19 protein-coding genes are annotated in these 22694 nt (G+C 62.8%); 15 read left to right on the top strand and 4 right to left on the bottom strand.

Features of this window, described 5'->3' with window-relative positions; all coding sequences use genetic code 11:
• Positions 1–14: 14 nt before the first annotated feature.
• From carB to FYJ44_RS00600, 5 genes are all read left to right on the top strand, one after another.
• Positions 15–3257, top strand: a complete 3243-nt coding sequence (gene carB, locus FYJ44_RS00620) for a carbamoyl-phosphate synthase large subunit (RefSeq protein ID WP_154508231.1) — start codon at positions 15–17, stop codon at positions 3255–3257.
• Between the two features lie 3 nt (positions 3258–3260).
• Positions 3261–4391, top strand: a complete 1131-nt coding sequence (carA, locus tag FYJ44_RS00615; RefSeq protein WP_154508230.1) for a glutamine-hydrolyzing carbamoyl-phosphate synthase small subunit — start codon at positions 3261–3263, stop codon at positions 4389–4391.
• A 299-nt stretch (positions 4392–4690) separates the two neighbouring features.
• Positions 4691–5122 carry a hypothetical protein gene (locus FYJ44_RS00610; protein ID WP_288229990.1) on the top strand — a complete coding sequence of 144 codons (432 nt, stop codon included), beginning with the start codon at positions 4691–4693 and terminating at the stop codon, positions 5120–5122.
• Between the two features lie 49 nt (positions 5123–5171).
• Complete coding sequence (locus tag FYJ44_RS00605) at positions 5172–5414, top strand: YMGG-like glycine zipper-containing protein (protein WP_020990587.1); 243 nt, start codon at positions 5172–5174, stop codon at positions 5412–5414.
• A 143-nt stretch (positions 5415–5557) separates the two neighbouring features.
• The gene (locus FYJ44_RS00600) at positions 5558–6337 is read left to right on the top strand and encodes a 4Fe-4S dicluster domain-containing protein (RefSeq protein WP_154508229.1); all 780 of its coding nucleotides are present in this window, start codon (positions 5558–5560) and stop codon (positions 6335–6337) included.
• A 76-nt stretch (positions 6338–6413) separates the two neighbouring features.
• On the opposite strand, the gene FYJ44_RS00595 is transcribed toward FYJ44_RS00600, so the two are convergent.
• The 4 genes from FYJ44_RS00595 to pyk form a co-directional block, all read right to left on the bottom strand.
• Complete coding sequence (locus tag FYJ44_RS00595) at positions 6414–7088, bottom strand: nucleotidyltransferase family protein (protein ID WP_154508228.1); 675 nt, start codon at positions 7086–7088, stop codon at positions 6414–6416.
• 31 nt (positions 7089–7119) lie between these two features.
• The gene (locus FYJ44_RS00590; protein ID WP_154508227.1) at positions 7120–7965 is read right to left on the bottom strand and encodes a class I SAM-dependent methyltransferase; all 846 of its coding nucleotides are present in this window, start codon (positions 7963–7965) and stop codon (positions 7120–7122) included.
• A 242-nt stretch (positions 7966–8207) separates the two neighbouring features.
• Positions 8208–9254 carry an HD-GYP domain-containing protein gene (locus FYJ44_RS00585; RefSeq protein ID WP_154508226.1) on the bottom strand — a complete coding sequence of 349 codons (1047 nt, stop codon included), beginning with the start codon at positions 9252–9254 and terminating at the stop codon, positions 8208–8210.
• A 2-nt stretch (positions 9255–9256) separates the two neighbouring features.
• Positions 9257–10675, bottom strand: coding sequence for a pyruvate kinase (gene pyk, locus FYJ44_RS00580; protein WP_154508225.1), 1419 nt, complete (start codon positions 10673–10675; stop codon positions 9257–9259).
• A 326-nt stretch (positions 10676–11001) separates the two neighbouring features.
• Here pyk and FYJ44_RS00575 point away from each other — a divergent pair, with 326 nt between their 5' ends.
• The 10 genes from FYJ44_RS00575 to murG all read left to right on the top strand — a co-directional run bounded on the left by FYJ44_RS00575 (position 11002) and on the right by murG (position 22682).
• Complete coding sequence (locus tag FYJ44_RS00575; RefSeq protein WP_154508640.1) at positions 11002–11412, top strand: division/cell wall cluster transcriptional repressor MraZ; 411 nt, start codon at positions 11002–11004, stop codon at positions 11410–11412.
• Between the two features lie 17 nt (positions 11413–11429).
• Positions 11430–12416, top strand: a complete 987-nt coding sequence (gene rsmH / locus FYJ44_RS00570) for a 16S rRNA (cytosine(1402)-N(4))-methyltransferase RsmH (protein WP_154508224.1) — start codon at positions 11430–11432, stop codon at positions 12414–12416.
• Complete coding sequence (locus FYJ44_RS00565) at positions 12416–12724, top strand: hypothetical protein (protein WP_154508223.1); 309 nt, start codon at positions 12416–12418, stop codon at positions 12722–12724. The genes rsmH and FYJ44_RS00565 overlap by 1 nt, the downstream gene beginning before the upstream one ends.
• A 103-nt stretch (positions 12725–12827) precedes the next feature.
• On the top strand, positions 12828–14954 hold the full coding sequence (locus tag FYJ44_RS00560; protein ID WP_154508222.1) for a penicillin-binding transpeptidase domain-containing protein: 2127 nt from the start codon (positions 12828–12830) through the stop codon (positions 14952–14954).
• A gap of 2 nt (positions 14955–14956) precedes the next feature.
• Positions 14957–16423, top strand: coding sequence for a UDP-N-acetylmuramoyl-L-alanyl-D-glutamate--2,6-diaminopimelate ligase (locus FYJ44_RS00555; RefSeq protein ID WP_154508221.1), 1467 nt, complete (start codon positions 14957–14959; stop codon positions 16421–16423).
• Positions 16414–17895 carry a UDP-N-acetylmuramoyl-tripeptide--D-alanyl-D-alanine ligase gene (locus tag FYJ44_RS00550; protein ID WP_229772428.1) on the top strand — a complete coding sequence of 494 codons (1482 nt, stop codon included), beginning with the start codon at positions 16414–16416 and terminating at the stop codon, positions 17893–17895. The genes FYJ44_RS00555 and FYJ44_RS00550 overlap by 10 nt, the downstream gene beginning before the upstream one ends.
• Positions 17885–18961, top strand: a complete 1077-nt coding sequence (gene mraY, locus FYJ44_RS00545; RefSeq protein ID WP_154508220.1) for a phospho-N-acetylmuramoyl-pentapeptide-transferase — start codon at positions 17885–17887, stop codon at positions 18959–18961. Before FYJ44_RS00550 ends, mraY begins: the two co-directional genes overlap by 11 nt.
• Positions 18962–19144: 183 nt before the next feature.
• Entirely contained in the window at positions 19145–20452 is a 1308-nt protein-coding gene (gene murD, locus FYJ44_RS00540; RefSeq protein ID WP_154508219.1) for a UDP-N-acetylmuramoyl-L-alanine--D-glutamate ligase, read from the top strand.
• Positions 20449–21624, top strand: coding sequence for a putative lipid II flippase FtsW (ftsW, locus tag FYJ44_RS00535; RefSeq protein WP_154508218.1), 1176 nt, complete (start codon positions 20449–20451; stop codon positions 21622–21624). The genes murD and ftsW overlap by 4 nt, the downstream gene beginning before the upstream one ends.
• Positions 21606–22682, top strand: a complete 1077-nt coding sequence (murG, locus tag FYJ44_RS00530; protein ID WP_288230946.1) for an undecaprenyldiphospho-muramoylpentapeptide beta-N-acetylglucosaminyltransferase — start codon at positions 21606–21608, stop codon at positions 22680–22682. Before ftsW ends, murG begins: the two co-directional genes overlap by 19 nt.
• Positions 22683–22694 lie beyond the last annotated feature (12 nt).

The following is a 22694-nucleotide window of genomic DNA, read 5'->3' as shown; positions in this document are numbered from 1 at the left end:
CGCAGGAATACCCCATGCCCAAGCGTACGGATTTACACAAGATTCTGGTTATCGGCGCGGGCCCCATCATCATCGGCCAGGGTTGCGAGTTCGATTACTCCGGCTCCCAGGCCGTCAAGGCCCTTAAGGAAGAGGGCTATGAGGTGGTGCTGGTCAACTCCAACCCGGCCACGATCATGACCGATCCGCAGATGGCCGACGCCACCTATGTGGAGCCCATCGAACAGGACACCTTGGCGGCCATCATCCGCAAGGAACGTCCCGACGCCCTGTTGCCTACGCTGGGCGGCCAGACGGCATTGAACGCCGCTCTTGGACTTGCCAAGAGCGGCGTTTTGGCGGAATGCGGGGTGGAACTCATCGGCGCGCGGGCCGAAGTCATTGAAAAGGCCGAAAGCCGCGAACTGTTCCGCGAGGCCATGGAAAACATCGGCCTGAAAATGCCCGCCAGCGGCATCGCCCGCAATATGGACGACGTGCGCCGCTTGGGCAACGTGCTGCCTTTCCCGCTCATCGTGCGCCCGGCCTTCACCCTGGGCGGCACGGGCGGGGGCGTGGCCTACAATCTGGCGGATCTGGAGGAAGTGGCCGCGCGCGGCCTTTCCGCCAGCCCTACCTCCGAGGTGATGATCGAGCAGAGCGTGCTGGGCTGGAAAGAAATCGAGATGGAGGTCATGCGCGACACGAAAGACAATTGCGTGATCATCTGCTCCATCGAAAATTTCGATCCCATGGGCGTGCACACCGGCGACTCCATTACCGTGGCCCCGGTCCAGACCCTGTCGGATGTGGAATACCAGCAGATCCGCGACGCCTCCATCGCCATCATGCGCGAGATCGGCGTGGAAACCGGCGGCAGCAACGTGCAGTTCGGCGTCAATCCGGAAAACGGCGAGGTCGTGGTCATTGAGATGAACCCGCGCGTGTCGCGCTCCTCGGCCCTGGCCTCCAAAGCCACGGGCTTCCCCATCGCCAAGATCGCCGCCAAGCTGGCCGTGGGCTACACGCTGGATGAACTGCGCAACGACATCACCCGCGAGACCGTGGCCAGCTTTGAACCGGCCATTGACTACTGCGTGGTCAAAATTCCGCGCTTCACCTTTGAGAAATTCCCCGGCGCCAAGGACGAGCTGACCACCTCCATGAAGAGCGTGGGCGAGGCCATGAGCATCGGCCGCACCTTCAAGGAGGCCCTGCAAAAGGGTCTGCGCTCCATGGAAATCGGCGCGCCGGGCCTGGGCTACAACTTCCGCGCCGAACTGCCTTCGCGCGAGGCCATTCTGGAGGCCCTGCACCGGCCCAATTCGCACCGCGTCTTCACCCTGCGCCAGGCCCTGGTGGCCGGCATCAGCGAAGAGGACATCTTCGCCGCCTCGGCTATTGATCCCTGGTTCATCCGCCAGGTCAAGGACATCGTGGACATGGAGACCCGCATCCGCGATTTCGGCATGGCCAACGACATGACCCCGGCCAATCCAGCTCTGGCCGTCGTGCTGCGCGAAGCCAAGGAATACGGCTTCTCCGACCGGCAGCTTTCCGAAATGTGGAAGCGGCCCGAGGGCGACATCCGCCGCCTGCGCAAGGAAATGGGCATCGTGCCCACCTACTATCTGGTGGACACCTGCGCGGCGGAGTTCGAAGCCTACACCCCCTATTTCTACTCCACCTATGAAAGCGGCGACGAGCTGGCGGTCAAGGACTGCCGCAAGGTGCTCATCCTGGGCGGCGGTCCCAACCGCATCGGCCAGGGCATCGAGTTCGACTACTGCTGCTGTCACGCTTCCTTCGCCCTGCGCGACGCCGGGATCATGGCCATCATGGCCAACTCCAATCCGGAAACCGTGTCCACGGACTATGACACCTCGGACCGACTCTACTTCGAGCCGCTGACCTTTGAGGACGTCATGAACATCGTGGAGAAGGAAAAGCCCGAGGGCGTCATCGTCCAGTTTGGTGGGCAGACTCCGCTGAATCTGGCCGTGCCTCTGATGCGCGCGGGCGTGCCCATTCTGGGCACTTCGCCGGACGCCATCGACCGCGCCGAGGACCGCGAGCGCTTCCAGGCCCTGATCCAGAAACTGGGCCTGTTGCAGCCGCCCAACGGCACGGCCATGGATCTGGAGCAGGCGCTGGAGGCGGCCGAGCGCATCACCTATCCCGTGGTGGTGCGGCCCAGCTACGTGCTGGGCGGCCGGGCCATGGCCGTGGTCTATGACGCCGAGGAACTGACCGAGTACTTCCGCGAGCAGGTGCCGGAAAAACCGGAGCATCCCATCCTCATCGACAAATTTCTGGAACACGCCGTGGAAGTGGATGTGGACGCCCTTTCCGACGGTCAGGAAGTCTACGTGGCCGGGATCATGGAACATATCGAGGAGGCGGGCATTCATTCCGGTGACTCGGCCTGCGTGCTGCCGTCCTTCTCGCTCTCCTACGACCACGTGGCCCTCATCGCGGCCCAGGCCGAAGCCCTGGCCCGCGAGCTCAAGGTGGTGGGCCTGATGAACATCCAGTTCGCCATCAAGGGTGACGATCTCTACATTCTGGAAGTCAACCCGCGCGCCTCCCGCACCGCGCCCTTTGTCTCCAAGGCCACGGGCGTGCCCCTGCCGTACCTGGCCACTCAGGTCATGCTGGGCAAGACCCTGGACGAACTGGACCCCTGGAGCATGCGCAAGGGCGGCTTCACCTGCGTGAAGGAAGCGGTCATGCCCTTCCAGCGTTTCCCCGGCGTGGACATCATCCTTGGACCGGAAATGCACTCCACCGGCGAAGTCATGGGCATGGGCTCCAACTTCGGCGAGGCTTTTCTCAAGAGCCAGCTGGGCGCGGGGCAGGTACTCCCGCAGGGCGGCAAGATTTTTCTTTCGGTCAATGACCGCGACAAGCCTTACCTGCCCGAAGTGGCGGCCATGTTCTCCAGGCTGGGCTTCCAGCTGTTGGCCACGCAGGGCACCGCCGCCGTGCTGCGCAAGCACGGCCTCGAGGTGGAGGAAGTGCGCAAGGTCTATGAAGGGCGGCCCAATATCGTGGACCTGCTCATCAATCATGAGGTGGCCCTGGTCATCAACACCGCTTCGGGCAAGAACACCGCCAGGGATTCCAAGGCTATCCGCCGCGCGTCCCTGACTTACAAGGTTCCGTACTGCACCACGATCGCGGCGGCCCGGGCCACGGCCACGGCCATCGGTTCGCGGCGGGACGAAACCCATGTGGAAAGCCTGCAGGAATACTACGCGCGGGAAGCGCGGGGGTAAGTTATGAAAGCATTGCTGGTGCTGGAAGACGGGTTCACGCTGGAAGGCAAATCCTTTACCGGCGACTTCGAAACCGGCGGAGAGGTGATTTTTACCACGGGCATGACCGGCTATCAGGAAGTGCTCACCGATCCCTCCTATTACGGGCAGATGGTCTGCATGACCTATCCGCTCATCGGCAATTACGGCATTTCGCGAGAGGACATGGAATCCGCCGCGATACATGCCGACGCCCTGCTGGTCAAGGAGTGCTGCAAAAAGCCCTCCAACTGGCGGGCCACCATGTCCTTGCCCGCTTTTCTGAAGCGCCATGAAAAACCGGGCATGGAAGGGCTGGACACCCGCGCGCTGACCCGCCACCTGCGCATCAACGGGGCCATGCGCGGGATCATTTCCACCCGTGAGACGGATCCGCGCGCGCTGCGGGAAAAGGCCCTGGCTCTGCCCACCATGAAGGGTCGGAATCTGGTGCCCTTTGTGGCCGCCAAAGAACCTTACGCCTGGTACGACAACGCCCCGCAGAAGGCCGTCTTCAGCCCTGATGGCGCGTACGCCTGGCGAGGGACGGGCCTGCCCCTGCTGGTCTATGACTTCGGCATCAAGTGGAATATCCTGCGGCATCTGTGCGCGGCGGGCTTCGAACCCCTGGCCGTGCCGCCCGCTTTCAGCGCGCAGGCGGCCAAGGCCAGCGGCGCGCAAGGGGTTTTTCTCTCCAACGGCCCCGGCGACCCGGCCACGCTGACCGGGGAAATCGCCGTGGTGCGGGATCTGATCAAGATTTTCCCGGTCACGGGCATCTGCCTCGGCCATCAGCTTATCGGCCATGCCCTGGGCGGCAGCACGGACAAACTCAAGTTCGGGCATCACGGCTGCAACCATCCGGTCAAGGATCTGACCACCGGGCGCATTGAGATTTCCTCGCAGAACCACGGCTTCCATGTGGTGCTGGACGGCGTGGCCGATGTGGAGGCCACCCACGTCAATCTCAACGATCACACTCTGGAGGGCCTGCGTCACAAAACGCTGCCGGTCATGAGCCTGCAATACCACCCCGAGGCTGCGGCGGGCCCGCGCGACGGCAATTATCTTTTCAGCCGCTTCCGGGAGATGATCGGCAAGGCCGTGGGGGCCTGAACCGTCCGTCTTTGGAAAATGCTTGATATGGCCCGGCTGTTGAGGATACACTAAGCCTAGAGCAATTTTATTTGAAATGGCTCTGGCGGTTGCGAAAGCAGCCGCCCGCCACAAAGGCGTAAGCGCAATTTATTTGCGCAGGTAAGCGTCAAAGTGGGCGTCTTCAAACTTTAAGGATGTACATTCTTAAAGTTAATCTGCTCTGAGTTGAAAGAGCGGGGCGCTCCCCGACTGTCGCGAGCGGCCAGGGAGCGACGGCGGCATCGGCCGCCATGACCACAACATAAAAGGAGCTTCGCGTGAAGAAATCGATTCTGAGCCTTGGTCTGGCTCTGGTTCTCGCCTTGGCCTGCGTCAATGCGCAGGCGGCGGAAAGCAGCGATGCCGCGGGCATGGGCAATCCGGTGGACCAGTTCACCGGCGCCGTATGGGAAAAAACCACCGAATCCAATAAAGCCGCTTTCCTGTTCGGCGTGGAGTCGGCCATCACCGTGGAATATTTCGTCAATGCCAAGGTGGCGGAAAAGGCCGCCAAAGCTGGCAAACGCCCGGTGTACACGCTGTCGCCCTTTGAAAAGGGCTGGATGAAGGCCTTCAAGGACGTCAAGCGCGCCGAGATCATCAAGATGGTGGACGAGTGGTACGCGGCCAATCCCAAGAGCCTTGACCGGCCGGTGTTGAGCGTTATCTGGTATGAACTTATCGCGCCGCGTCTTGCCGCCGCGAAGTAGCGCCTGTACGCTGACCGTGCGCGTCAGCCTTTTATCAGGAGAAAAAAATATGAAAAAAGTTTTGATTGTGGGCCTGATGGCCATGATGTTCGCCACCGGCATCGGCTGCACCAATATGAGCCGCACCCAGCAGGGCGTTGCCAGCGGCGCGGCCTTGGGCGCGCTGGGCGGCGCGGGCATTGCGGCCATCTCCGGCGGCGCAGCCGGTTGGGGCGCTTTGGCCGGCGCCGGTGTGGGCGCTTTGGCCGGTGGTATTGTGGGCCACCAGCAGGACAAGAATTACCGCTGGTAAGCTTCGCAGCCATGGTTTCGGGCGACGCCGTGTGACGTGTGCCCGGTAAAAATTGAGCAGCGGGCCGGATTTTCCGGCCCGTATGCGTTTTGCGCAAAAAATTTCTGAACGTGCCGTAACGTCACGCGGTTGCAGGAGGCAGTATGAACGGAACCCTACGCACTCTTTTTTTCAGCCCTACCCACAGCAGTCGGAAAATTGCGCTGGTTTTGGGCGAGAGCCTGACCGCCGCGCTGGGTAAGTCTCAGGAAAGCCGGGATCTGACGTTCCCGCTTGACCGGGAAAAGAGTCTGGACTGCGGCCCCGATGATGTTCTGGTTTTTGCCTTTCCGGTGTATGGGGGACGCGTGCCGCAGGTCCTGGAGGCCCCGTTGTCCCGCTTGCGGGGCAATGGCGCGACAGCGGTTATCGCGGCTGTCTACGGCAACCGGGACTATGACGACGCCCTGCTGGAAGCCGCCGACCTGCTTACGCGCCGGGGCTTTACTGTGGCGGCGGCCGGGGCTTTCATCGCCGAACATTCCGTGGCCCCCACCGTGGGCGCGGGCCGACCCGATGCCGAAGACACGCGCGTGCTGACGGATTTCGCCAAGCGCGCGGCCGCCAAAATCGCGGCGGGCAATCCAGCGCCAGTATCCGTCAAAGGCAAGCGGCCTTACAAGGAACGCGGCCCTGCGGCCGATGTCCGACCCAAGACCACGGATGCCTGTACCCAGTGCATGATCTGCGTGGCGGGCTGTCCCATGGGCGTTATCAGCAAGGATGATCCCGCTGTGGTGGCTGCGGGCTGCATCCGCTGCCGCGCCTGCGTCAAATTCTGCCCGGAAGACGCCAAATTTTTTGATGATCCGGGGACGGCAAAGATTCGTGAAATGCTGGAGAGCAAGTGTCTGGCGCGCCGGGAGCCGGAGTTGTTTCTTTAGAACATTGCACGGTGAATCCGTTTCCGATTGGGATTGCGGGGCGGCGGAGATGACACCATCTCCGCCGCCCCGCAATCTATGCGCTGATTTGAATCATAACCCTGCGGCACCAATCGCGGAGCATGCCGAACGCTTCCTGTTCCGTATGAGCGGCCAGCCAGGCGGGAAAATCCAGTCCAGCGACGATGATTTCTTTTTCCGGACCCTCCAGGCGGCTAAGCAGTTCTTTTTTGCTCGTGCAATAGACGCCGGATGTCAGATAATGCACAACCTGCATGACGAAGAAGGCGGATTTGCAGGCGCCTTTCAGAATGGCGGGTCTGTCCCCGGCTCCGGCGTACAGATAACTGTGCGTGAGCAGATGCAACAGGGCGGCTGCGCCGATTCCGGCTCCCTCCCGCACATCTTTCCTGCTTACGGGCGGAAGGAAGTCGTCCAGCAGGCCGTAACAGTCCTTGGTATCCATTTTGAAGGGAAAGAGCTCATGCCGGGGCCAATGAAAGAACTCTTCGGTGCCGCTGATAAAGCCGCAGGCCTTGTGTCCTTCGGGCAAGGCGTGAACAATGCTCCGGTAGACGTCAAGATCAGCCAGTTCGACCGTGTCCAGAAGAACGACGAGATCAATGTCGCTGGCCTCGGTGGCTTCTCCCCGGCGGTAACTGCCTTGCAGGCCCAGATATGCAAGGCGTGGGCCGAAGGCCTCTTTCAGGCGGAGCAACGCCTCGGCCAGCCAGGATTGTGTTTCGATCATCAGCGGCTTCCTTTGCTGCTGTCGCGCAGGGTTATATTTTCCGGCAGAGGAATGTTTGCAGTTTGTTACAGAAATCCTGCCCGCAACTCCAGACTTTTTCGCTGAGAATTCGCTGCAGGGGCAGGGCCGCCGCAGAGAGCATTTCCACATAGGTTTCAAAATGATAGGCCTGCATGAAAGAGGCGTATTGCCGTACCGCCGCGCTGGCCGCGTCAATGATGAAATAGCGCGACAGCGCGCTCGCATCGGCATCGTTCCAGCTGTTCTCCCGCAGGCAGAGATGCGGTTTGGCGGAAAAAAGGCCCGTCGCGTAGCGCAGCCAAGTGGCCGGGGCTTCGCCTATGGCGCGGACCGCGTCATAAGTATGGGTTTCCATGATCAACAGACCGTTCTCACGCAGCATATGGGCGCAATTTTCAAGTATGATGGCGGCGTCCTGTCTGATGAAGGTATTGAATTCACCAAAGGTCATGATGATGCAGTCAAATTTTTGATTGCTTCTGTAGTTGCGGATATCCTCAAGAATATATTCCGGCTTAGGATCGCAGCGCGCGCCCTGTTGCCGGGCGTAGTCTATGGAGGCGGGCGAAAAGTCCACGCCGACGCAGTGATGTTTCCGCTCAGCCAGGGCCTGCGTGTACAGACCCGGACCGCAACCCATATCCAGTATCCGGGAAGGCTGGGATAACTGTGCAGCAATCCAGGCCACGTGCGAGGCAATGATCGAGCCGCGTCTGCTGGCCCAATCGTGTTCCTGGTTCAGGTGATTTTCGAGCATCCTGCGGCTGAAGTCCGGCTCATCCCAAGGGATTTTCGCTCCGTAGGCGTCGGCATTGGCGCGAGAGGCATCCCACAATGTCAGTTCCATAAGATCCATCAGCCCTCCTGGAATGCGTCGTCCGCCTGCTGTGATTGTTATATGGGGGGAGGGAAGGCAAGCCGAACACCGGGATGCGCGGGTTCAAAAAACAAGGATGCCCGCCGTCAGGCAGGCATCCCACAATATCTGTTTTTGAGTTTGCTGTCTGCCGGCAGAGTACGGCGTCGTATCCTGTCCGGCATTGGTTTGCCCATTGGCCCGCGTTTACCCGCAATCAGGGCTTGTTGCCGTGTCCCGTTCTACAAGGGTTCGTCCAGGCTTTTGTCCATGTCCACGAAACGGCCGAAGCCTTCGGTGGCAAAGACCGACATGAGCAGTTTGGTCATCTCCGGATCATAGTGCTGCGGGTCGGCCGCCAGTTCCTTCACGGCCTCCACCGGATCCTTGGCCTGTCCGTACGGCTTTTCGCAGATCATGGCCGAGAAGGAGTCGGCAATGGCCGTAATCCTGCCCACACGGCTGATTTGCGGGCCTTTTATCTTTTGCGGATAACCGGAGCCGTCCATGCGCTCATGGTGCTCAAAACAGGCCCGCAGCAATTCCTCAAAGGCCATGTCCATTTTCTGCATCAACTTTACGCCCACCAAGGGGTGCAGGAGCACTTTTTCCCTCTCTTCCGCTTTCAGGGGGCCCTGTTTGTTGAGCAGGAAGGTGGGCACCTTGCTCATGCCCACGTCGTGCAGCAGCAGGGCCAGAGCCATGCGGTCCAGATCCTTGCGGCGAAAGTCCGAAACGAGCTGCAGCCAGAGCCAGAGGCCTACGGTCATGGTGTTGATGGCGTGGCGGGCGGGATCGTGGCGGCGAAAAAGGCGGCGCACGAAGGCGTTGATGTGATGCTTGTCCTGCCAGATGTACTCGGTGACCACCATGACGTCGCGGTAAAGCGGCTCGAACACCGCCTTGACCGGCTGGCCGTTGAAATCCGTAAAGCGCATGACCAGCGCGCGGATGCAGATATCCGCGATTTCGGATTCCTTGAGGTTGTTGTCCTGGAGCACAAGGTCAAGCTGCTTGACGATGTGGCGGGAGTAAATGGGGTGATCCGAACGCGACACGAAAAGATCGCCCTCGGCGCAAAGCCGGGCCACTTCCTCCACCTGTTCGTTGCTCAGGCGCACGCCCTTCTTGCAGTAAGGGGCCAGGACCTTGATATCTTCACGGAAGCTGAACAGGTCCACCGGCGGTCGGTACTTGGGAAAGCTCGCCAGAATCTCGGTGCTGATCTGATAGTATTCCTCATTGATGTTTTGAGGAACCTCGCGGGCTTGCCGGTTTTGGTCAACCATGGTCACTTCCAGTAGATCTTGACGAGATTGGTGCCGCGCGGCGTGGCCGAGGAACCCTTGAGCTGGCCGGCGGTGATGACAGCGCAGTCATTGGCCTTGAAGTCCGGGCTGCCGTGGATGAACTCCTCGGCCCGGATGAGGTGGCTGGGCTCCGCTTCCGGCTTGTCCACAAACACAGGAGTAATCCCCCAGACGAAATTGAGGGCCTTGATGGTCACCGGATCCGGCGTCAGGGCGTAAATACGCTGCGGCGGGCGGCGGGCGGAAACCTGACGGGCCGAACCGCCGGAAAGACTGTGCGAGACAATGGCTTGGGCGTGGGCCTTGTCGGCCAGCAGACAGGCCGAGAAGGCCAGAAATTCGGGAATGCCCTTGTCGCCGTCCGGCTCTTCCAGTTTCCGGTGGTTCAGCAGCAGCTTTTCGGCCTCGTTGGTGATTTTGCGCATATAGCGCACGGTTTCCACCGGAAAGTTGCCCATGGCCGTTTCTTCGGAGAGCATCACGCAGTCGGCCCCATCCAGTACGGCGTTGGCCACGTCCGTGGTCTCGGCGCGGGTGGGCGCGGGGCTGTTGACCATGGAAAGCAGCATCTGGGTAGCCACGATGACCGGCTTGGAGGCCTTGTTGCAGGCGCTGATGATCCGCTTTTGCAGGGCGGGCAGCTGGGGCAGGGGGCACTCCACGCCCAGGTCGCCGCGAGCCACCATAACAATGTCCGTCTCCTGAAGGATTTCGGCCAGATTGTCCACCGCGCTCTGGCGCTCCAGCTTGACCACCACGGGCACATGGCGTCCGGCGGCCGCGATGAGCGCCTTGGCCTCGCGCACGTCGTCGGCGGTCTGCACGTAGGAGATGGCCACCGCGTCCACGCCCAATTGCAGGCCGTCGGCCAGATCTTTTTTGTCCTTCCCGGTGAGGGCGCGCACCTTGGTGGCCTTGCCGGGCAGGGCCAGACCCTTGCGCGAGGTCACCAGACCCGCGTTGTCGGCCTCCAGCAACACCAGACCGTCGGAGCGGCGCTCCCGCACAATGAATTGCAGGCCGCCGTCGGCCAGCACCATGCGGTCGCCCGGCTCCAGGCTTTCCAGAATGACGTCGTGGTCAAAGGGCAGATAGGGCAGCTCGGCCACGCGCCGGGCGCTGGGGCCCAGCAAAAGCCGCATGCCCTTGCTGACCTGAATGGTGTTTTCCGGCACCACGCCCAGACGGATCTTGGGCCCGGAAAGGTCCTGCATGATGGTGATGGGCCGTCCCAGTTCCTCTTCGACCTCGCGGATGTATTTGATGATGTTGACGAAGTCGGAAGCGCCGCCGTGGGAAAAATTGAGCCGGAACACGCTGACGCCGGCCTCGGCCAGCGCTTTGAGTTTTTCTTTGCTGTTGGAAGCCGGACCAATGGTGGCGACGATTTTTGTTCTCATGGTGTTCCTTCCCGGGCATCCCGGCAATGGCTTTCGAAAAAAGGGCGCAACAGCGCCCAAAGCGCATTTTTTCAGGAAATCATCCGGGTTTTCCGGGCTATTGTCAAGGGCGCACGGTCAGGCCAGCGCTTTCTCCGCCCGCACGGCGTTTTTTCGCGCTTCCGGCGCGCCGGGCAAGGGTCATTTGAGAGCGGCCTTGCTTGACACCCCCATGGCCTTGGGGCATAAGTGGGAAAAAGTGGTAAAACTACGTAAGAAAGTGGTAAATCGTGCAAAAGCTTTTCACCAAAAGTCTCTCCCGCAGCCTGGACCCCAAGGGCCGGTTGATGCTGCCTCCGGAATACCGTGAGGCGCTTTGTGCGGGTTCGGCGGACGGTGAAGACGGCGAAAGCACGGGCACGTTCTGGCTGACCGCCTTTTACGGCCGCTTGGTGGCCTACCTGCCCGCCGACTGGGATGCCGTCACCGAGCAGTTGAGCCGCATCCGCATCCCTTCGCCCAAACTGTCCCACTTCAAAACCAAGGTCATGGGCCTGGCGCAGGAACTGACCCCGGACCCGCAGGGCCGGATACGCATTCCGCAGGCTCTTATGCGCGAAGCCGGGTTGCAGAAGGACGTCATGCTGGTGGGCATGCTCAACAAGTTTGAGATCTGGGATCAGAAGCGCTTTGACGCGCTGCAACTTGAGGATGTGTCCGAAGAGCTGGCGGCCAGCGGCGTGGATATTTCTTTGTGAGCCGCGAGGGCGGAATAATGGCGCATGTGATGCAGGATACGGAAGAACACGCGCCGGCGCGCCATGTGCCGGTGCTCCCCGCCGAAACGCTGGAGGCTCTGGCCCCCCGCGCGGGCGGCCGTTATCTGGACGGCACGCTGGGACTGGGCGGGCATGCCGCCGCCGTGCTGTCCGCCGCGCCGGGCAGTGAGCTCTGCGGCCTGGACCGGGACGAGCAGGCCCTGGCCCTGGCCCGCGAACGGCTGGCCCCTTTTGACGGGCGGGCGCATTTTTTCCACTGCCGTTACAGTCGGTTCGCCGAGGCTCTGAAAGAACTTCAGTGGGACAAGGTGGATGGCGCGCTGCTGGACATCGGTGTGTCTTCCCTCCAACTGGACGAAAACGGGCGCGGTTTCAGTTTTTACGGCGACGGGCCGCTGGACATGCGCATGGATCAGCATTCCGGCGAACTGTCGGCCTGGCACTGGGTCAACCGCGAGAGTTTCGCCCGGCTCAAGGAATGTATCGCCACCCTGGGCGAGGAGCCGCAGGCCGGGCGCATCGCCCGGGTCATTGTGGAAGCCAGGCAGAAAGCGCCCATCGACAGCACGGCGGAACTGGCCGCCCTGGTGGAAAAAGCCTATCCGCCCGCGTGGCGGGCCAAGGCCCGTCGGCATCCGGCCACCCGTACTTTCCAGGCTCTGCGCATGGCCGTCAATGATGAGCTGGGCGAACTGCGGCGTTTTCTGGATGAGATTCTAGCCTGGCTGCCCGTGGGCGGACGTCTGGCGGTGATCACCTTTCATTCCCTGGAAGACCGCATGGTCAAGCAGGCCATGCGCCGCTGGGCCGAGGGCTGCCGTTGCCCCCGGCACGTGCCGGTCTGCGTCTGCCGGCATCAGCCGGAAGTGCGCATCCTGCACAAAAAACCGGTGCAGGCCGGGCCGGACGAACTGGCCGTCAACCCGCGCGCCGGCAGCGCAAAGCTGCGCGCTGTGGAAAAAATCGCCGAGGCCTCGGCCTGATGCTGAAAAATAACGCCACTGGCAATCAGCAGCGGGGCGGCCGGGGCTGGCTTCTGGCGCTGGCCCTGGGGCTGCTGGCCTGCATGGTCATGGGTCTCGTGCTGGTCTGGAGCAATATTGAGCGCATGGACACCACATATTTTATCAATATCGCGCAGAACGAGCTGCGCGAACGCCGTGCCCTGCGCGCCAAGCTGGAAGTGGAGCGAGAACGCCTGCTTTCCCCCTACGAGCTGCGTCGCCGGGCCGAGGAATTCGGCATGCGCGAGCCCAAGCCGGGGCAGGTGAGGCGCATGGAGATTCATTAACAGCGTTTTGGCTTTGAAAGCGGGCCCGCTTTCAAAGCGGATATGATGTCGATTTCTGTCGTTGCCCTGTCCTGTCTCACGGCTTGTGTCATTTGGGGAAGTCATGTTCAAGTTCACGTCACGCAAACGCAACCGGCCGGGCTATACGCCCCGGCGCGAGAAGATCTCGCGCGTTACCCGCAACCCCAGGGCCGGAAAGAGTCCGAGCACCCGTACAGCCTGGCTGGACAAGGTGGACTGGGGGCGTTTGCGCATCAACGTGGTGGTCTGCATTTTTTGTCTGCTCTGGGTAGGGCTCTGGGGACGGGCCTGGTATCTGCAGATGGTGGAAGGCCCGCGCCTGGCCGACCGCGCCCGCCGCCAGCACATGGCTTCCGAATTGGTCACCGGCCGCCGGGGCATGATCTACGACCGCAACGGCCAGGTGCTGGCCCGTAGCGTCGAGGCCCGTTCGGTTTACGCCAAGCCGCAGGACGTGGAAGATTTTCTGGTCATGGCCAACACGTTGGGGCCGATTCTCGGCATGGAGCCCCAGAAGCTCTATGATGAGCTTTCCAAGACCAAACGCCGTTTCGTCTGGCTCAAGCGCAAGGTGGACGACTACACCGCCGAGGCCGTGCGCAAGGCCAACCTTGCCGGCATCGGCCTGTCCAAGGAATATGACAGGGTCTATCCTTTCAAGCACATGGCCGGGCAGTTGCTGGGCTTTGTGGGCCTTGACGACAAAGGCCTGGAGGGCATTGAGCGCTCTCTGGAGGCCCGGCTGGGCTGCATCCCCACCCGCCAGATCGTGCAGCGCGACGCCATGGGCCGCCGCTTTTACCTGCATGAGGAAGGCCAGACAGAGCCGCGCGGCCAGGATCTGACCCTGACCATCGACGTGCAGATGCAGTTCATCGCCGAAGAGGCCGTGGCCCGCGCCGCCCGCGATTACGACGCCCGCTGGAGCGGAGCGCTGGTCGTGGACGTGCCGACGGGCGACATTCTGGCCTGGGCGCAGTACCCCTTCTTCAATCCCAACACCTATCGGGAGTCCTCGCCGCTGATCTACCGCAACCGCCTGGCCGCCGACGCGCTGGAACCCGGCTCCACCTTCAAGCCCTTTGTGATGGCCGCCGCCCTGCAGGAGCGCAAGGTCACGCCCAATACGCTCATTGACTGCGAACGCGGCAAGTGGGTCAGCAAAAATTTCACCATCCGCGACACGTCCAATCAGGGAATGCTGCCCGCCAGCAAGGTGCTGCGCTATTCCTCCAATATCGGCATGGCCAAGATCGGCCTGACGCTGGGCGCGCCTCTGTTCCACAAATACCTGCACGCGCTCGGTTTCGGCGAGAGGACCAGCGTGCCCGTCTCCGAAAGCCGGGGCATTTTGCGCATCCCCCGCGACTGGAGCGAAGTGGACCTGATGTCCACCGCCTTCGGGCAGAGCATTTCTGTCACGGGTCTGCAAATGGCGCAGGGGTATCTGACCCTGCTGAACCACGGCGTCTACAAACCCCTGCGCCTGATCCGGGAAGAGGGCAGTGTGGAAGAGCCGCACGAGCGCATTTTCAGCGAGAAAACCACACGTGAAGTCATGGACATGATGCGCGACGTGGTGGAGGAGAGCGACGGCACGGGCAAACGCGCGCGCATCGCGGGCGTGGAAGTGGCCGGAAAAACCGGCACGGCCCAGAAGGCCGACCATCGCGCGGGCACCTACGGCAACAAACGGCTGGCCTCCTTTGTGGGCTTTTTACCGGCGGACAGGCCTCGCTATCTGATTTTGGTCATGGTGGACGAACCTTCGCGCAACCAGTTCGGCGGCGTGGTGGCCGCGCCCGTGTTCAAGGAAATCGCGGGCCGTGCCCTGACCTATACCGGCATTCTTTCCGAAACCAAGGTGGCTGAGGCCGCGGGCGGATCGAACGCCGGTCCGGCGGCCGGGCGTCAGCGCGGGCTCAAGCTGGCGGGCCTGGACGTGCCCTATCTGGTTAAAACCGCCGATGCCCCGCAACGCGCGCCGGTCATGCAACTGCCCGGCCATCTGGCCAAGGCGGGCAGCCGGGTGCCCGACGTCATGGGCAAATCCGTGCGCAACGCGGTGGAGCTGTTCGCCCGCGCGGGCGTGGTACCGGAACTCAAGGGTTCGGGCAGCCGGGTGGTGCGCCAGAGCCCGCCCGCCGGAGCGGCCTGGCCCGAGGACGGCACGAGCGTGGACTATATTCTTTGGCTGTCGGAGAGGTAAATATGCAGCGGGATTTTGCGGCTCTTCTGGAGACATGTCGCCGTGGCGGCGTGGAAGTGCGTTCGGATTCGCGCGCCGTGGCGCGGGGCGACATTTTTGTGGCCGTGCCCGGCGTCAATGAGGACGGAGCGCGTTTCATCCCCGCCGCCGTGGAGGCCGGAGCCGCCGTGGTGGTCTGCCGCCCCGGCGGGCCGGAGCAAGCCGCCGCCCGGAATTCCGTGCAGGCCGGAGGCTGCCGGGTGGTGCACCACGACGATCCGCGCGAGGCCCTCTGGCGGCTGGCCGAGGCCCGCTGGCACACGGATGACCTGCACATCAAGGTTCTGGCCGTCACCGGCACCAACGGCAAGACCACCAGCACCTATCTGCTGGAACGCCTGTTCACGGACGCCGGACACAAGGTGGGCGTGCTGGGCACGGTGAGCTATCGCTGGCCGGGCCACAGCGAAGTGGCGCCCCTGACCACGCCGGACCCCCTGAAAGTGCATTCCATGCTGGCCCGGATGGACGCGGTGGGCGTGGACGTGGCCGTGATGGAGGTGTCCTCCCACGCCATCGACCAGCAGCGGGTCTGCGGCGTGCCTTTCGCGGGCGCGGCGCTCACCAATCTGACCCAGGACCACCTTGATTTCCACAAGGACATGGAAAGCTATTTCAAGACCAAGGCCAAGCTTTTCCTGGAACTGCCCAAGGCCGAAAAGGCCATGGCCGTCAATGCCGACGATCCCTGGGGCCGCCGCCTGCTGGAACTCTGCCCGCGCGCGCTGTCTTTCGGCCTGCAACAGGGGCCGCCCCGGCGGAGGCATCTCTGGGGCGAGCTGCTCTCCGCCGGAACCGGCGGCTGCCATCTGCGCATGCATCTGGAGGGCCGGACCTGGGAACTGCGTTCTCCTCTGGTGGGCGCGTTCAACGCTTCCAATCTGCTGACCGTACAGGCTTTGGCTCTGGAAACGGGTCTGGATCCGGAACAGTTCACGGCCCTGGAGAGTTTTACCGGCGTCTGCGGCAGGCTGGAGCGGGTGGATAATCCCCAGGGGCTGAGCGTCTTTGTGGATTACGCCCATACCCCGGACGCCCTGGTCAATGTGCTCAAGGCGTTGCGCGGCGCGGGCTTCAAGCGGATCATCACGGTCTTCGGCTGCGGCGGCAACCGTGACCGCAGCAAGCGCCCGCTCATGGGCGAGGCTGTGGCGCGCTATGCGGACGTGGCCGTGCTGACCTCGGACAATCCGCGCTTCGAAGAGCCGGAAGCCATCCTGCAGGATGTGCTGCCGGGCCTCAGAGAGGCGCGTGAAGTGCTGGTGGAAGTGGACCGCCGCGCGGCAACGGCCAAGGCGCTGGATATGCTGGACAAGGACGGAGCGCTTTTGATCGCCGGCAAGGGGCATGAGGATTATCAGATCATTCAGGGTGTCAAGCACCACTACAGCGATCAGGAAGTGGTGCGGGAGTTGTTGCATTGCGCCTGAGCACTACGGAAATGGCGGCCCACCTGGGCCTGACGGGCGCGGCGGCTCCGGCCGGGGAAGCGCTGGCTTCCCGCGTGGTTACGGACAGCCGTGAGGCCCGCCCCGGCGCGCTTTTTGTCTGCGTGCCGGGCGAACGGGTGGACGGCCACGATTTCGCGGCCAGGGCCGTGGAGCAGGGCGCGACGGCCGTGCTGGCCTCACGCCCACTGCCTGATCCGGGCGTGCCCGTGCTTCTGGTGGAAGACACGGTCCGGGCTCTGGGGCAGCTGGCGGCGCTCTGGCGCGGCAAAACCAGGGCCAAAGTGGTGTGCGTCACGGGCACGGCGGGCAAGACCACGCTCAAGGAAGCTCTGGCCCAGGTGCTGGCCCTGCGCGGCAAAACCGCGCGCACCGCCATGAACCACAATAATCAGATCGGCATGCCCTGCGCCGTGCTGAATACCGACGGGGATGAGGATTTCTGGGTCATGGAGGCCGGCATCAGTCACGCGGGCGACATGGACGAACTGGCCCCGGTGCTGCGCCCGGATCTGGGCCTGATTCTCAATGTGGGCCCTGGCCACACCGAAGGTCTGGGCGACAGGGGCGTGCCCTGGCACAAGGCTCGTTTACTGGCCTACCTGGCTGAAGGCGGCCGGGGGCTGGTCAGCGCGGACTACCCGGAGCTGGTGCGCGAGGCCATGGCCTCTGGCGCGAAACTGCATTTTTTCAGTGCCGCTGATCAGCGCACGGCCTATCGCGCCGCCTGGCTGGGTTCCGCGCCCGCTGACGGCAACGCGGCTGACGGCGCGCCGGAGCGCGGCCTGTACCGACTTTGGCTGGACGGCGAGACGTGTGACGTGATTACGCCTTTCCAGGGCGCTTACGGCGCGGAAAACAGCATCGCCACAGCCGCGGCCGCCCATCTGCTGGGCCTGAGCGCGGCGGAGATCGCCGAAGGACTCGCCAGGACCCGTTTGCCGGTCCAGCGCTTCAACCGCAGCCGTCTGGGCGCGTGGGAACTCATTGACGACACCTACAACGCCAATCCGTTGTCCATGCGGCGCATGCTGGACGCCGCGGCCGGGCAGGCGCGCGGCCGAACCTTTGTGCCCGTGCTGGGCGAAATGGGCGAGCTGGGCGCGGTGGCCGAGGCCATGCACGAGGAATTGGGGCGGCATCTGGCGGATCTCAAACCAACTGCCGTGTTCTGGAAGGGCGGGCACGCGGACGAAGTACGCGCCGGACTGGCTCACGGGGGCTATGGCGGCCCCTGGCTGATTGTGGACGGGCCTGAATCCTTTATGGCAGCCTGGAAAGAATTTGCGCGCCACGGCGGGCTGGAGGAAAAACGCGGCGGTCTGCTGCTTTTCAAGGGCTCGCGCTTCAACCGGCTGGAAACATTGCTGACGGCTTTTCGGGAAGGGAATGCGGATATGACGGAGACGGAAACGCGGGAATGCGGAGAAGGGGAGAGCGGGCATGTTTTATAATTTTCTGGCCCCGCTCGCATCGGAATGGACGCTGTTCAACGTCTTCCGCTATATTTCTTTCCGCTCCATGGCGGCCCTGATCACGGCTCTGGTGCTTTCCATCTTCATCGGGCCGCGCTTCATCGCCTGGCTGCGCCGCCTGAAATGCGGCCAGTACATCCACGAGGACGTGGCGGCGCACGCGGCCAAGGCGGGCACGCCGACCATGGGCGGCCTGCTGATGCTCTTCACGCTGGGCGTCAGTCTGCTGCTCTGGGCCGATCTGACCAATCCCTATATCTGGCAGACCTTTTTCGTTTTCGCGGGCTTCGGTGCCGTGGGTCTCTGGGATGATCTTTCCAAACTGCGCCACCACAAGAACAAGGGCATTTCCGCCAAAGCCAAATTCGGCGGGCAGATTCTGGTGGCCTTCGTGGCCATGTGGCTGCTGGCGGACAATCCTTCTTACAGCAGCAAGCTGATCATCCCCTTCATCAAGGAATGGACTCCGGATCTGGGCTGGTTTTATGTGCCCTTCGGCATGTTCGTCATGGTGGCGGCTTCCAATGCCGTGAACCTCACCGACGGTCTGGATGGGCTGGCCATAGGACCTTCCATTGTGGCCTGTCTGGTCTTTTCCATTTTCATTTACATCACGGGCAACGCGCGCTTTTCCGGCTATCTGCTGGTGCCCTACATGCCCGGCGTGGGCGAGGTGACGGTTTTCTGCGCGGCCCTGGTGGGCGCGGGTCTGGGCTTTTTGTGGTTCAACGCCTATCCGGCCCAGGTCTTCATGGGCGACGTGGGTTCGCTCTCCATCGGCGGAGTGCTGGGCTATCTGGCCCTGCTCTGCAAACAGGAACTGGTCCTGGCCGTGGTGGGCGGCCTGTTCGTGGCCGAAACCCTGTCCGTGATCCTGCAGGTGGGTTACTTCCGCTGGACGGGCGGCAAGCGGATTTTTCGCATGGCGCCGCTGCACCACCATTTTGAACTCAAGGGCGTGCCGGAATCCAAGATTATCATCCGCTTCTGGATTACGTCCATTTTGCTGGGGCTGGTGGCATTGTCGGTCCTGAAACTGCGCTAGGAGCTTTTTTCAATTGTCTTTTCGCCCTCTGCCTGCGTCAGGCTCGCTCCGTGCGAGGACCGAATATCTTTGAATATACTCCCTCCGCCCGGAACTCGCCTTCCTGGGCAGAGAACAAAAATTCTCATTTAGAAACAGCTCCTGGGGCGTATTAACACCCCTTAGCACAACGAGGAAACAGTCATGGCGCTGGAAAAGACGCGCGGCAGACGCATACAGATCGGTGAACTGGCGGTGGTTGTGGGAGCCGGGCGCTCCGGCCTGGCTGCGGCCCGGCTGTTGAGCCGGGAGGGCGCGCGGGTGCGCCTGCTGGACCGCAATACCGCCGCGCTTTCGCCGGAACAGGCCGCCTCCCTGCAAAAACTGGGCGTGGACGTGCAGTTGGGCGAGCACAGCCCGGAACAGTTCGAGCACGCGGCCTTTGTGGTGCCCAGCCCCGGCATGCCGGTGGCGAAGCTGGCGCAATATCTGGGCGGCGCTTGCGAGGGCGCGCCGGAAGTGCTGGCCGAAATGGAGCTGGCCTGGCGCTATCTGAACGACGAGCCCGTGCTGGCCGTCACCGGCACCAGCGGCAAGACCACCACGGCCTCCCTGGCCGCCGCCATGCTCCAGGCGCAGGGCTATACGGTCTTTCTGGGCGGCAATATCGGCACGCCCCTTTCGGAATACGTGCTCTCGGGCCGCAAGGCCGACGTGCTGGTGCTGGAGATTTCCAGCTTCCAACTGCAGGCCTGCTCCACCTTCTGCCCGCGTGCTGGCGTGCTGCTGAACATCACGCCCAACCATCTGGATTACCACAAGGACATGGCCGAATACACGGAAGCCAAATTCCGTCTGTTCCGTTGCCAGGACGAGGGCGACCTGGCCGTACTGGGCGCGGATCTGCAGGAACTGGCGCGCGGCTTCAATCTCAGGGCCCGTCAGGTCTGGGTGCGTGAAAGCGAACGCTTCCCCCAGAGTGGCCTTTTGGGCGCGCACAATAAATTCAATGAAGAGGCGGCATGGCAGGCCTGCCGCTTTTTCGGCGTCAGCGAAGCCAATGCCGCCCGCGCGGTGGCCCGTTTCAAGCCGTTGCCGCACCGTCTGGAACTGGTGCGGGAGCGCGGGGGCGTGCTGTACGTCAATGATTCCAAATGCACCACGGTTTCTTCCCTCAAGGTCGCCTTGCAGGCTTTTGACCGTCCTTTGCGGCTGCTCTGCGGCGGCAAGTTCAAGGGAGGCGATCTGGCGGCTCTGGGCGGTCTGGTCCGGGAGCGGGTCAGGGAAGTGGCCCTGTTCGGCGCAAGCCGGGAGCATTTTGAAAAGGCCTGGCGTGATCTTGCGCCTCTGCGCTGGCATCCGACTCTGGAAGAAGCCGTGCGCGCCCTGGCCGCGTCAGCGAAGGAGGGGGACGTGGTATTGCTGGCCCCGGCCACGTCCAGTTTTGATCTTTACGATAATTATATGGCCCGTGGCGATGATTTCAAACGCATTGTGAGCGAACTGGCATGAAAAACTCCTTTACCGAAACCAAAAAAAGCAAAAGCCGCAGCGCCTTTGCCAGAGCGACGGACAAAGCTCCGACCGCGCCGTTTGACTGGTGGCTGTTCACCATCGTGTTGGTCATTCTGGCCGTGGGCCTAGTTATGGTGCTCTCGGCCAGCGGCATTGTGGCCGAGCAGGTCAACGGCGACAAATATTACTTTTTCAAGCGCCAGCTGCTTTTTGCCGCGGGCGGGGGCGTGGCCCTCTGGAGCGCGGCTCTGCTGCCGCGCGAATGGCTGTACAAATTGCAGTATCCGGCCCTGTTCTTTTCCTTGTTGCTGCTGTTGATCACCCTGTCGCCCTTTGCTCCGGCCATCAATGGCGCTAAACGCTGGATTCCGCTGGGGCCTGTTTCCGTTCAGCCCATGGAGTTCGTGAAAATCGCTCTGGCCCTGTATCTGGCCTATTTCATGAGCTCCAAGCAGGATCTGATCAAAACATTCAGCCGGGGCGTCATCCCGCCTTTCGCGGTGACCGGCCTGTTCTGCTTTCTGCTCCTCCTGCAGCCGGACTTCGGCAGCGCCGTGGTGCTGGCGGGCATCCTCTTTTTCATGTGCGTGGCCGGGGGCACCCGCTTCATCTATCTTTTCTTTTCCCTGGCTCTGGCCTGCGCCGGCGCCATGGCCCTGGCCATTGCCTCCCCCTACCGTCTGCGCCGCCTTCTGGCCTTTCTGGATCCCTTTCAGGACGCCCACAATACGGGCTACCAGTTGGTGCAATCCCTGCTGGCCATCGGTTCGGGCAGCTTTTTCGGCGTGGGCGTGGGGGCCAGCAAACAGAAAATGTTCTACCTGCCCGAAGCGCACAACGACTTCATCATGGCCGTACTGGCCGAAGAAATGGGTTTTGTGGGCATGACCGTGGTCATGGTCCTCTTCGCCCTGCTGTTCTGGCGCTGCTACAAGATCATTATGGGCCAGCACAATCTGCGTGACCGCTTCACGGCCTTCGGCATCACCACCATTCTGGTCATGGGCGCGGTGATGAATCTGGCCGTGGTCATGGGCGTGGCCCCGCCCAAGGGCGTGCCCATGCCGCTGATGAGTTACGGCGGCAGTAATCTGCTGGCCACCATGCTTTGCGTGGGCCTGCTCCTGAACTTTTCAAGGACGGCGGATTCGTGGACAAAATCCTCCTGACCACCGGCGGCACCGGCGGTCATATCTTTCCGGCCCTGGCCGTGGCCGAGGAGCTCCGGCGGCAGAACCCGGACGTCAAGCTGCTGTTCGCGGGTTCGCTTTACGGACCTGAGCAGCGCCTCGCCGCGCGGGCGGGCATTCCCTTCGCGGGGCTGCCGGTACGCGGTTTTCTGGGGCGGGGGCTGCGGGCCGTGGGCGCGGGCGCGCGCATGAGTCTGGCAGTCTGCAAGGCGCTGGGCATTGTGCGCCGCTTCAGGCCCGACGTTGTGGCCGGTTTCGGCGGTTACGCGGCTTTTGCTCCCATGCTGGCGGCGCGACTGCTGGGCGTGCCCGGCATTCTGCATGAGCAGAACGCCGTGGCTGGAACCAGCAACCGCCTGCTGGCCCGGCTGGCGCGGGTGGTCTGCCTGTCCCTGCCCGGCACTCAGGGCTTTGCGTCGGGAAAATGCGTGCTTACCGGCAATCCGGTACGCCGGGCGGTGAGTGATGTGGGCCGTCTGCCCCGGCGGCGGGAGACGCGGCGACTGCTGATCCTCGGCGGATCGCAGGGTGCGCGGGCGCTGAATACTTTTTTGCCGGAAATCCTGCCCGCACTGCGTGAAGCCGGGGTGGAAATACGCCATCAGAGCGGTTCCGTGGATGAAGATGCCACACGCGCGGCCTACGAACGGGCCGGTTACGCTCCGGACTGTGTGACAGCCTTCATTGACGATATGGCCGGGGCCTATGCCTGGGCGGACCTGGCGCTCTGCCGTTCCGGGGCCAGCACTGTGGCCGAGCTCTGCGCCGCCGGGCTGCCCGCAGTACTGGTGCCTTTTCCGTACGCCATCCACGATCATCAGAGCCGTAACGCCGAGGTGCTGGAAAAGGCGGGCGCGGCTCTGCTGGTGCCGGAACAACTTTTGCGGGAGAAGGATCTGGGCCGCATGCTGCCCTGCATGCTCGATGACAGTGACGGCCGCGCTCGTATGTCCGCCGCGGCGCTGGGCGCGGCCCGGCCCGACGCCGCCGCGCGGGTGGCGGGGGTGCTGGCCGAAGTGGCCGCCGGACGGGCTTAGGGCCTGTTGCCC

The organism is Desulfovibrio porci (assembly GCF_009696265.1).
In the GTDB taxonomy this organism is placed as follows: Bacteria; Desulfobacterota; Desulfovibrionia; order Desulfovibrionales; family Desulfovibrionaceae; genus Desulfovibrio; species Desulfovibrio porci.
Note: the sequence above shows the minus strand (reverse complement) of the source record. Positions and strands in the feature narration are given on the sequence as shown.

What these genes read in the sequence shown, in the direction of transcription:
- carB (WP_154508231.1), top strand. Translation starts at nt 15, where the DNA reads ATGCCCAAGCGTACGGATTTACACAAGATTCTGGTTATCGGCGCGGGC.
- carA (WP_154508230.1), top strand. Translation starts at nt 3,261, where the DNA reads ATGAAAGCATTGCTGGTGCTGGAAGACGGGTTCACGCTGGAAGGCAAA.
- FYJ44_RS00605 (WP_020990587.1), top strand. Translation starts at nt 5,172, where the DNA reads ATGAAAAAAGTTTTGATTGTGGGCCTGATGGCCATGATGTTCGCCACC.
- FYJ44_RS00600 (WP_154508229.1), top strand. Translation starts at nt 5,558, where the DNA reads ATGAACGGAACCCTACGCACTCTTTTTTTCAGCCCTACCCACAGCAGT.
- FYJ44_RS00595 (WP_154508228.1), bottom strand. Translation starts at nt 7,088, where the DNA reads ATGATCGAAACACAATCCTGGCTGGCCGAGGCGTTGCTCCGCCTGAAA.
- FYJ44_RS00590 (WP_154508227.1), bottom strand. Translation starts at nt 7,965, where the DNA reads ATGGATCTTATGGAACTGACATTGTGGGATGCCTCTCGCGCCAATGCC.
- FYJ44_RS00585 (WP_154508226.1), bottom strand. Translation starts at nt 9,254, where the DNA reads ATGGTTGACCAAAACCGGCAAGCCCGCGAGGTTCCTCAAAACATCAAT.
- pyk (WP_154508225.1), bottom strand. Translation starts at nt 10,675, where the DNA reads ATGAGAACAAAAATCGTCGCCACCATTGGTCCGGCTTCCAACAGCAAA.
- FYJ44_RS00575 (WP_154508640.1), top strand. Translation starts at nt 11,002, where the DNA reads ATGCTGCCTCCGGAATACCGTGAGGCGCTTTGTGCGGGTTCGGCGGAC.
- rsmH (WP_154508224.1), top strand. Translation starts at nt 11,430, where the DNA reads ATGGCGCATGTGATGCAGGATACGGAAGAACACGCGCCGGCGCGCCAT.
- FYJ44_RS00565 (WP_154508223.1), top strand. Translation starts at nt 12,416, where the DNA reads ATGCTGAAAAATAACGCCACTGGCAATCAGCAGCGGGGCGGCCGGGGC.
- FYJ44_RS00560 (WP_154508222.1), top strand. Translation starts at nt 12,828, where the DNA reads ATGTTCAAGTTCACGTCACGCAAACGCAACCGGCCGGGCTATACGCCC.
- FYJ44_RS00555 (WP_154508221.1), top strand. Translation starts at nt 14,957, where the DNA reads ATGCAGCGGGATTTTGCGGCTCTTCTGGAGACATGTCGCCGTGGCGGC.
- mraY (WP_154508220.1), top strand. Translation starts at nt 17,885, where the DNA reads ATGTTTTATAATTTTCTGGCCCCGCTCGCATCGGAATGGACGCTGTTC.
- murD (WP_154508219.1), top strand. Translation starts at nt 19,145, where the DNA reads ATGGCGCTGGAAAAGACGCGCGGCAGACGCATACAGATCGGTGAACTG.
- ftsW (WP_154508218.1), top strand. Translation starts at nt 20,449, where the DNA reads ATGAAAAACTCCTTTACCGAAACCAAAAAAAGCAAAAGCCGCAGCGCC.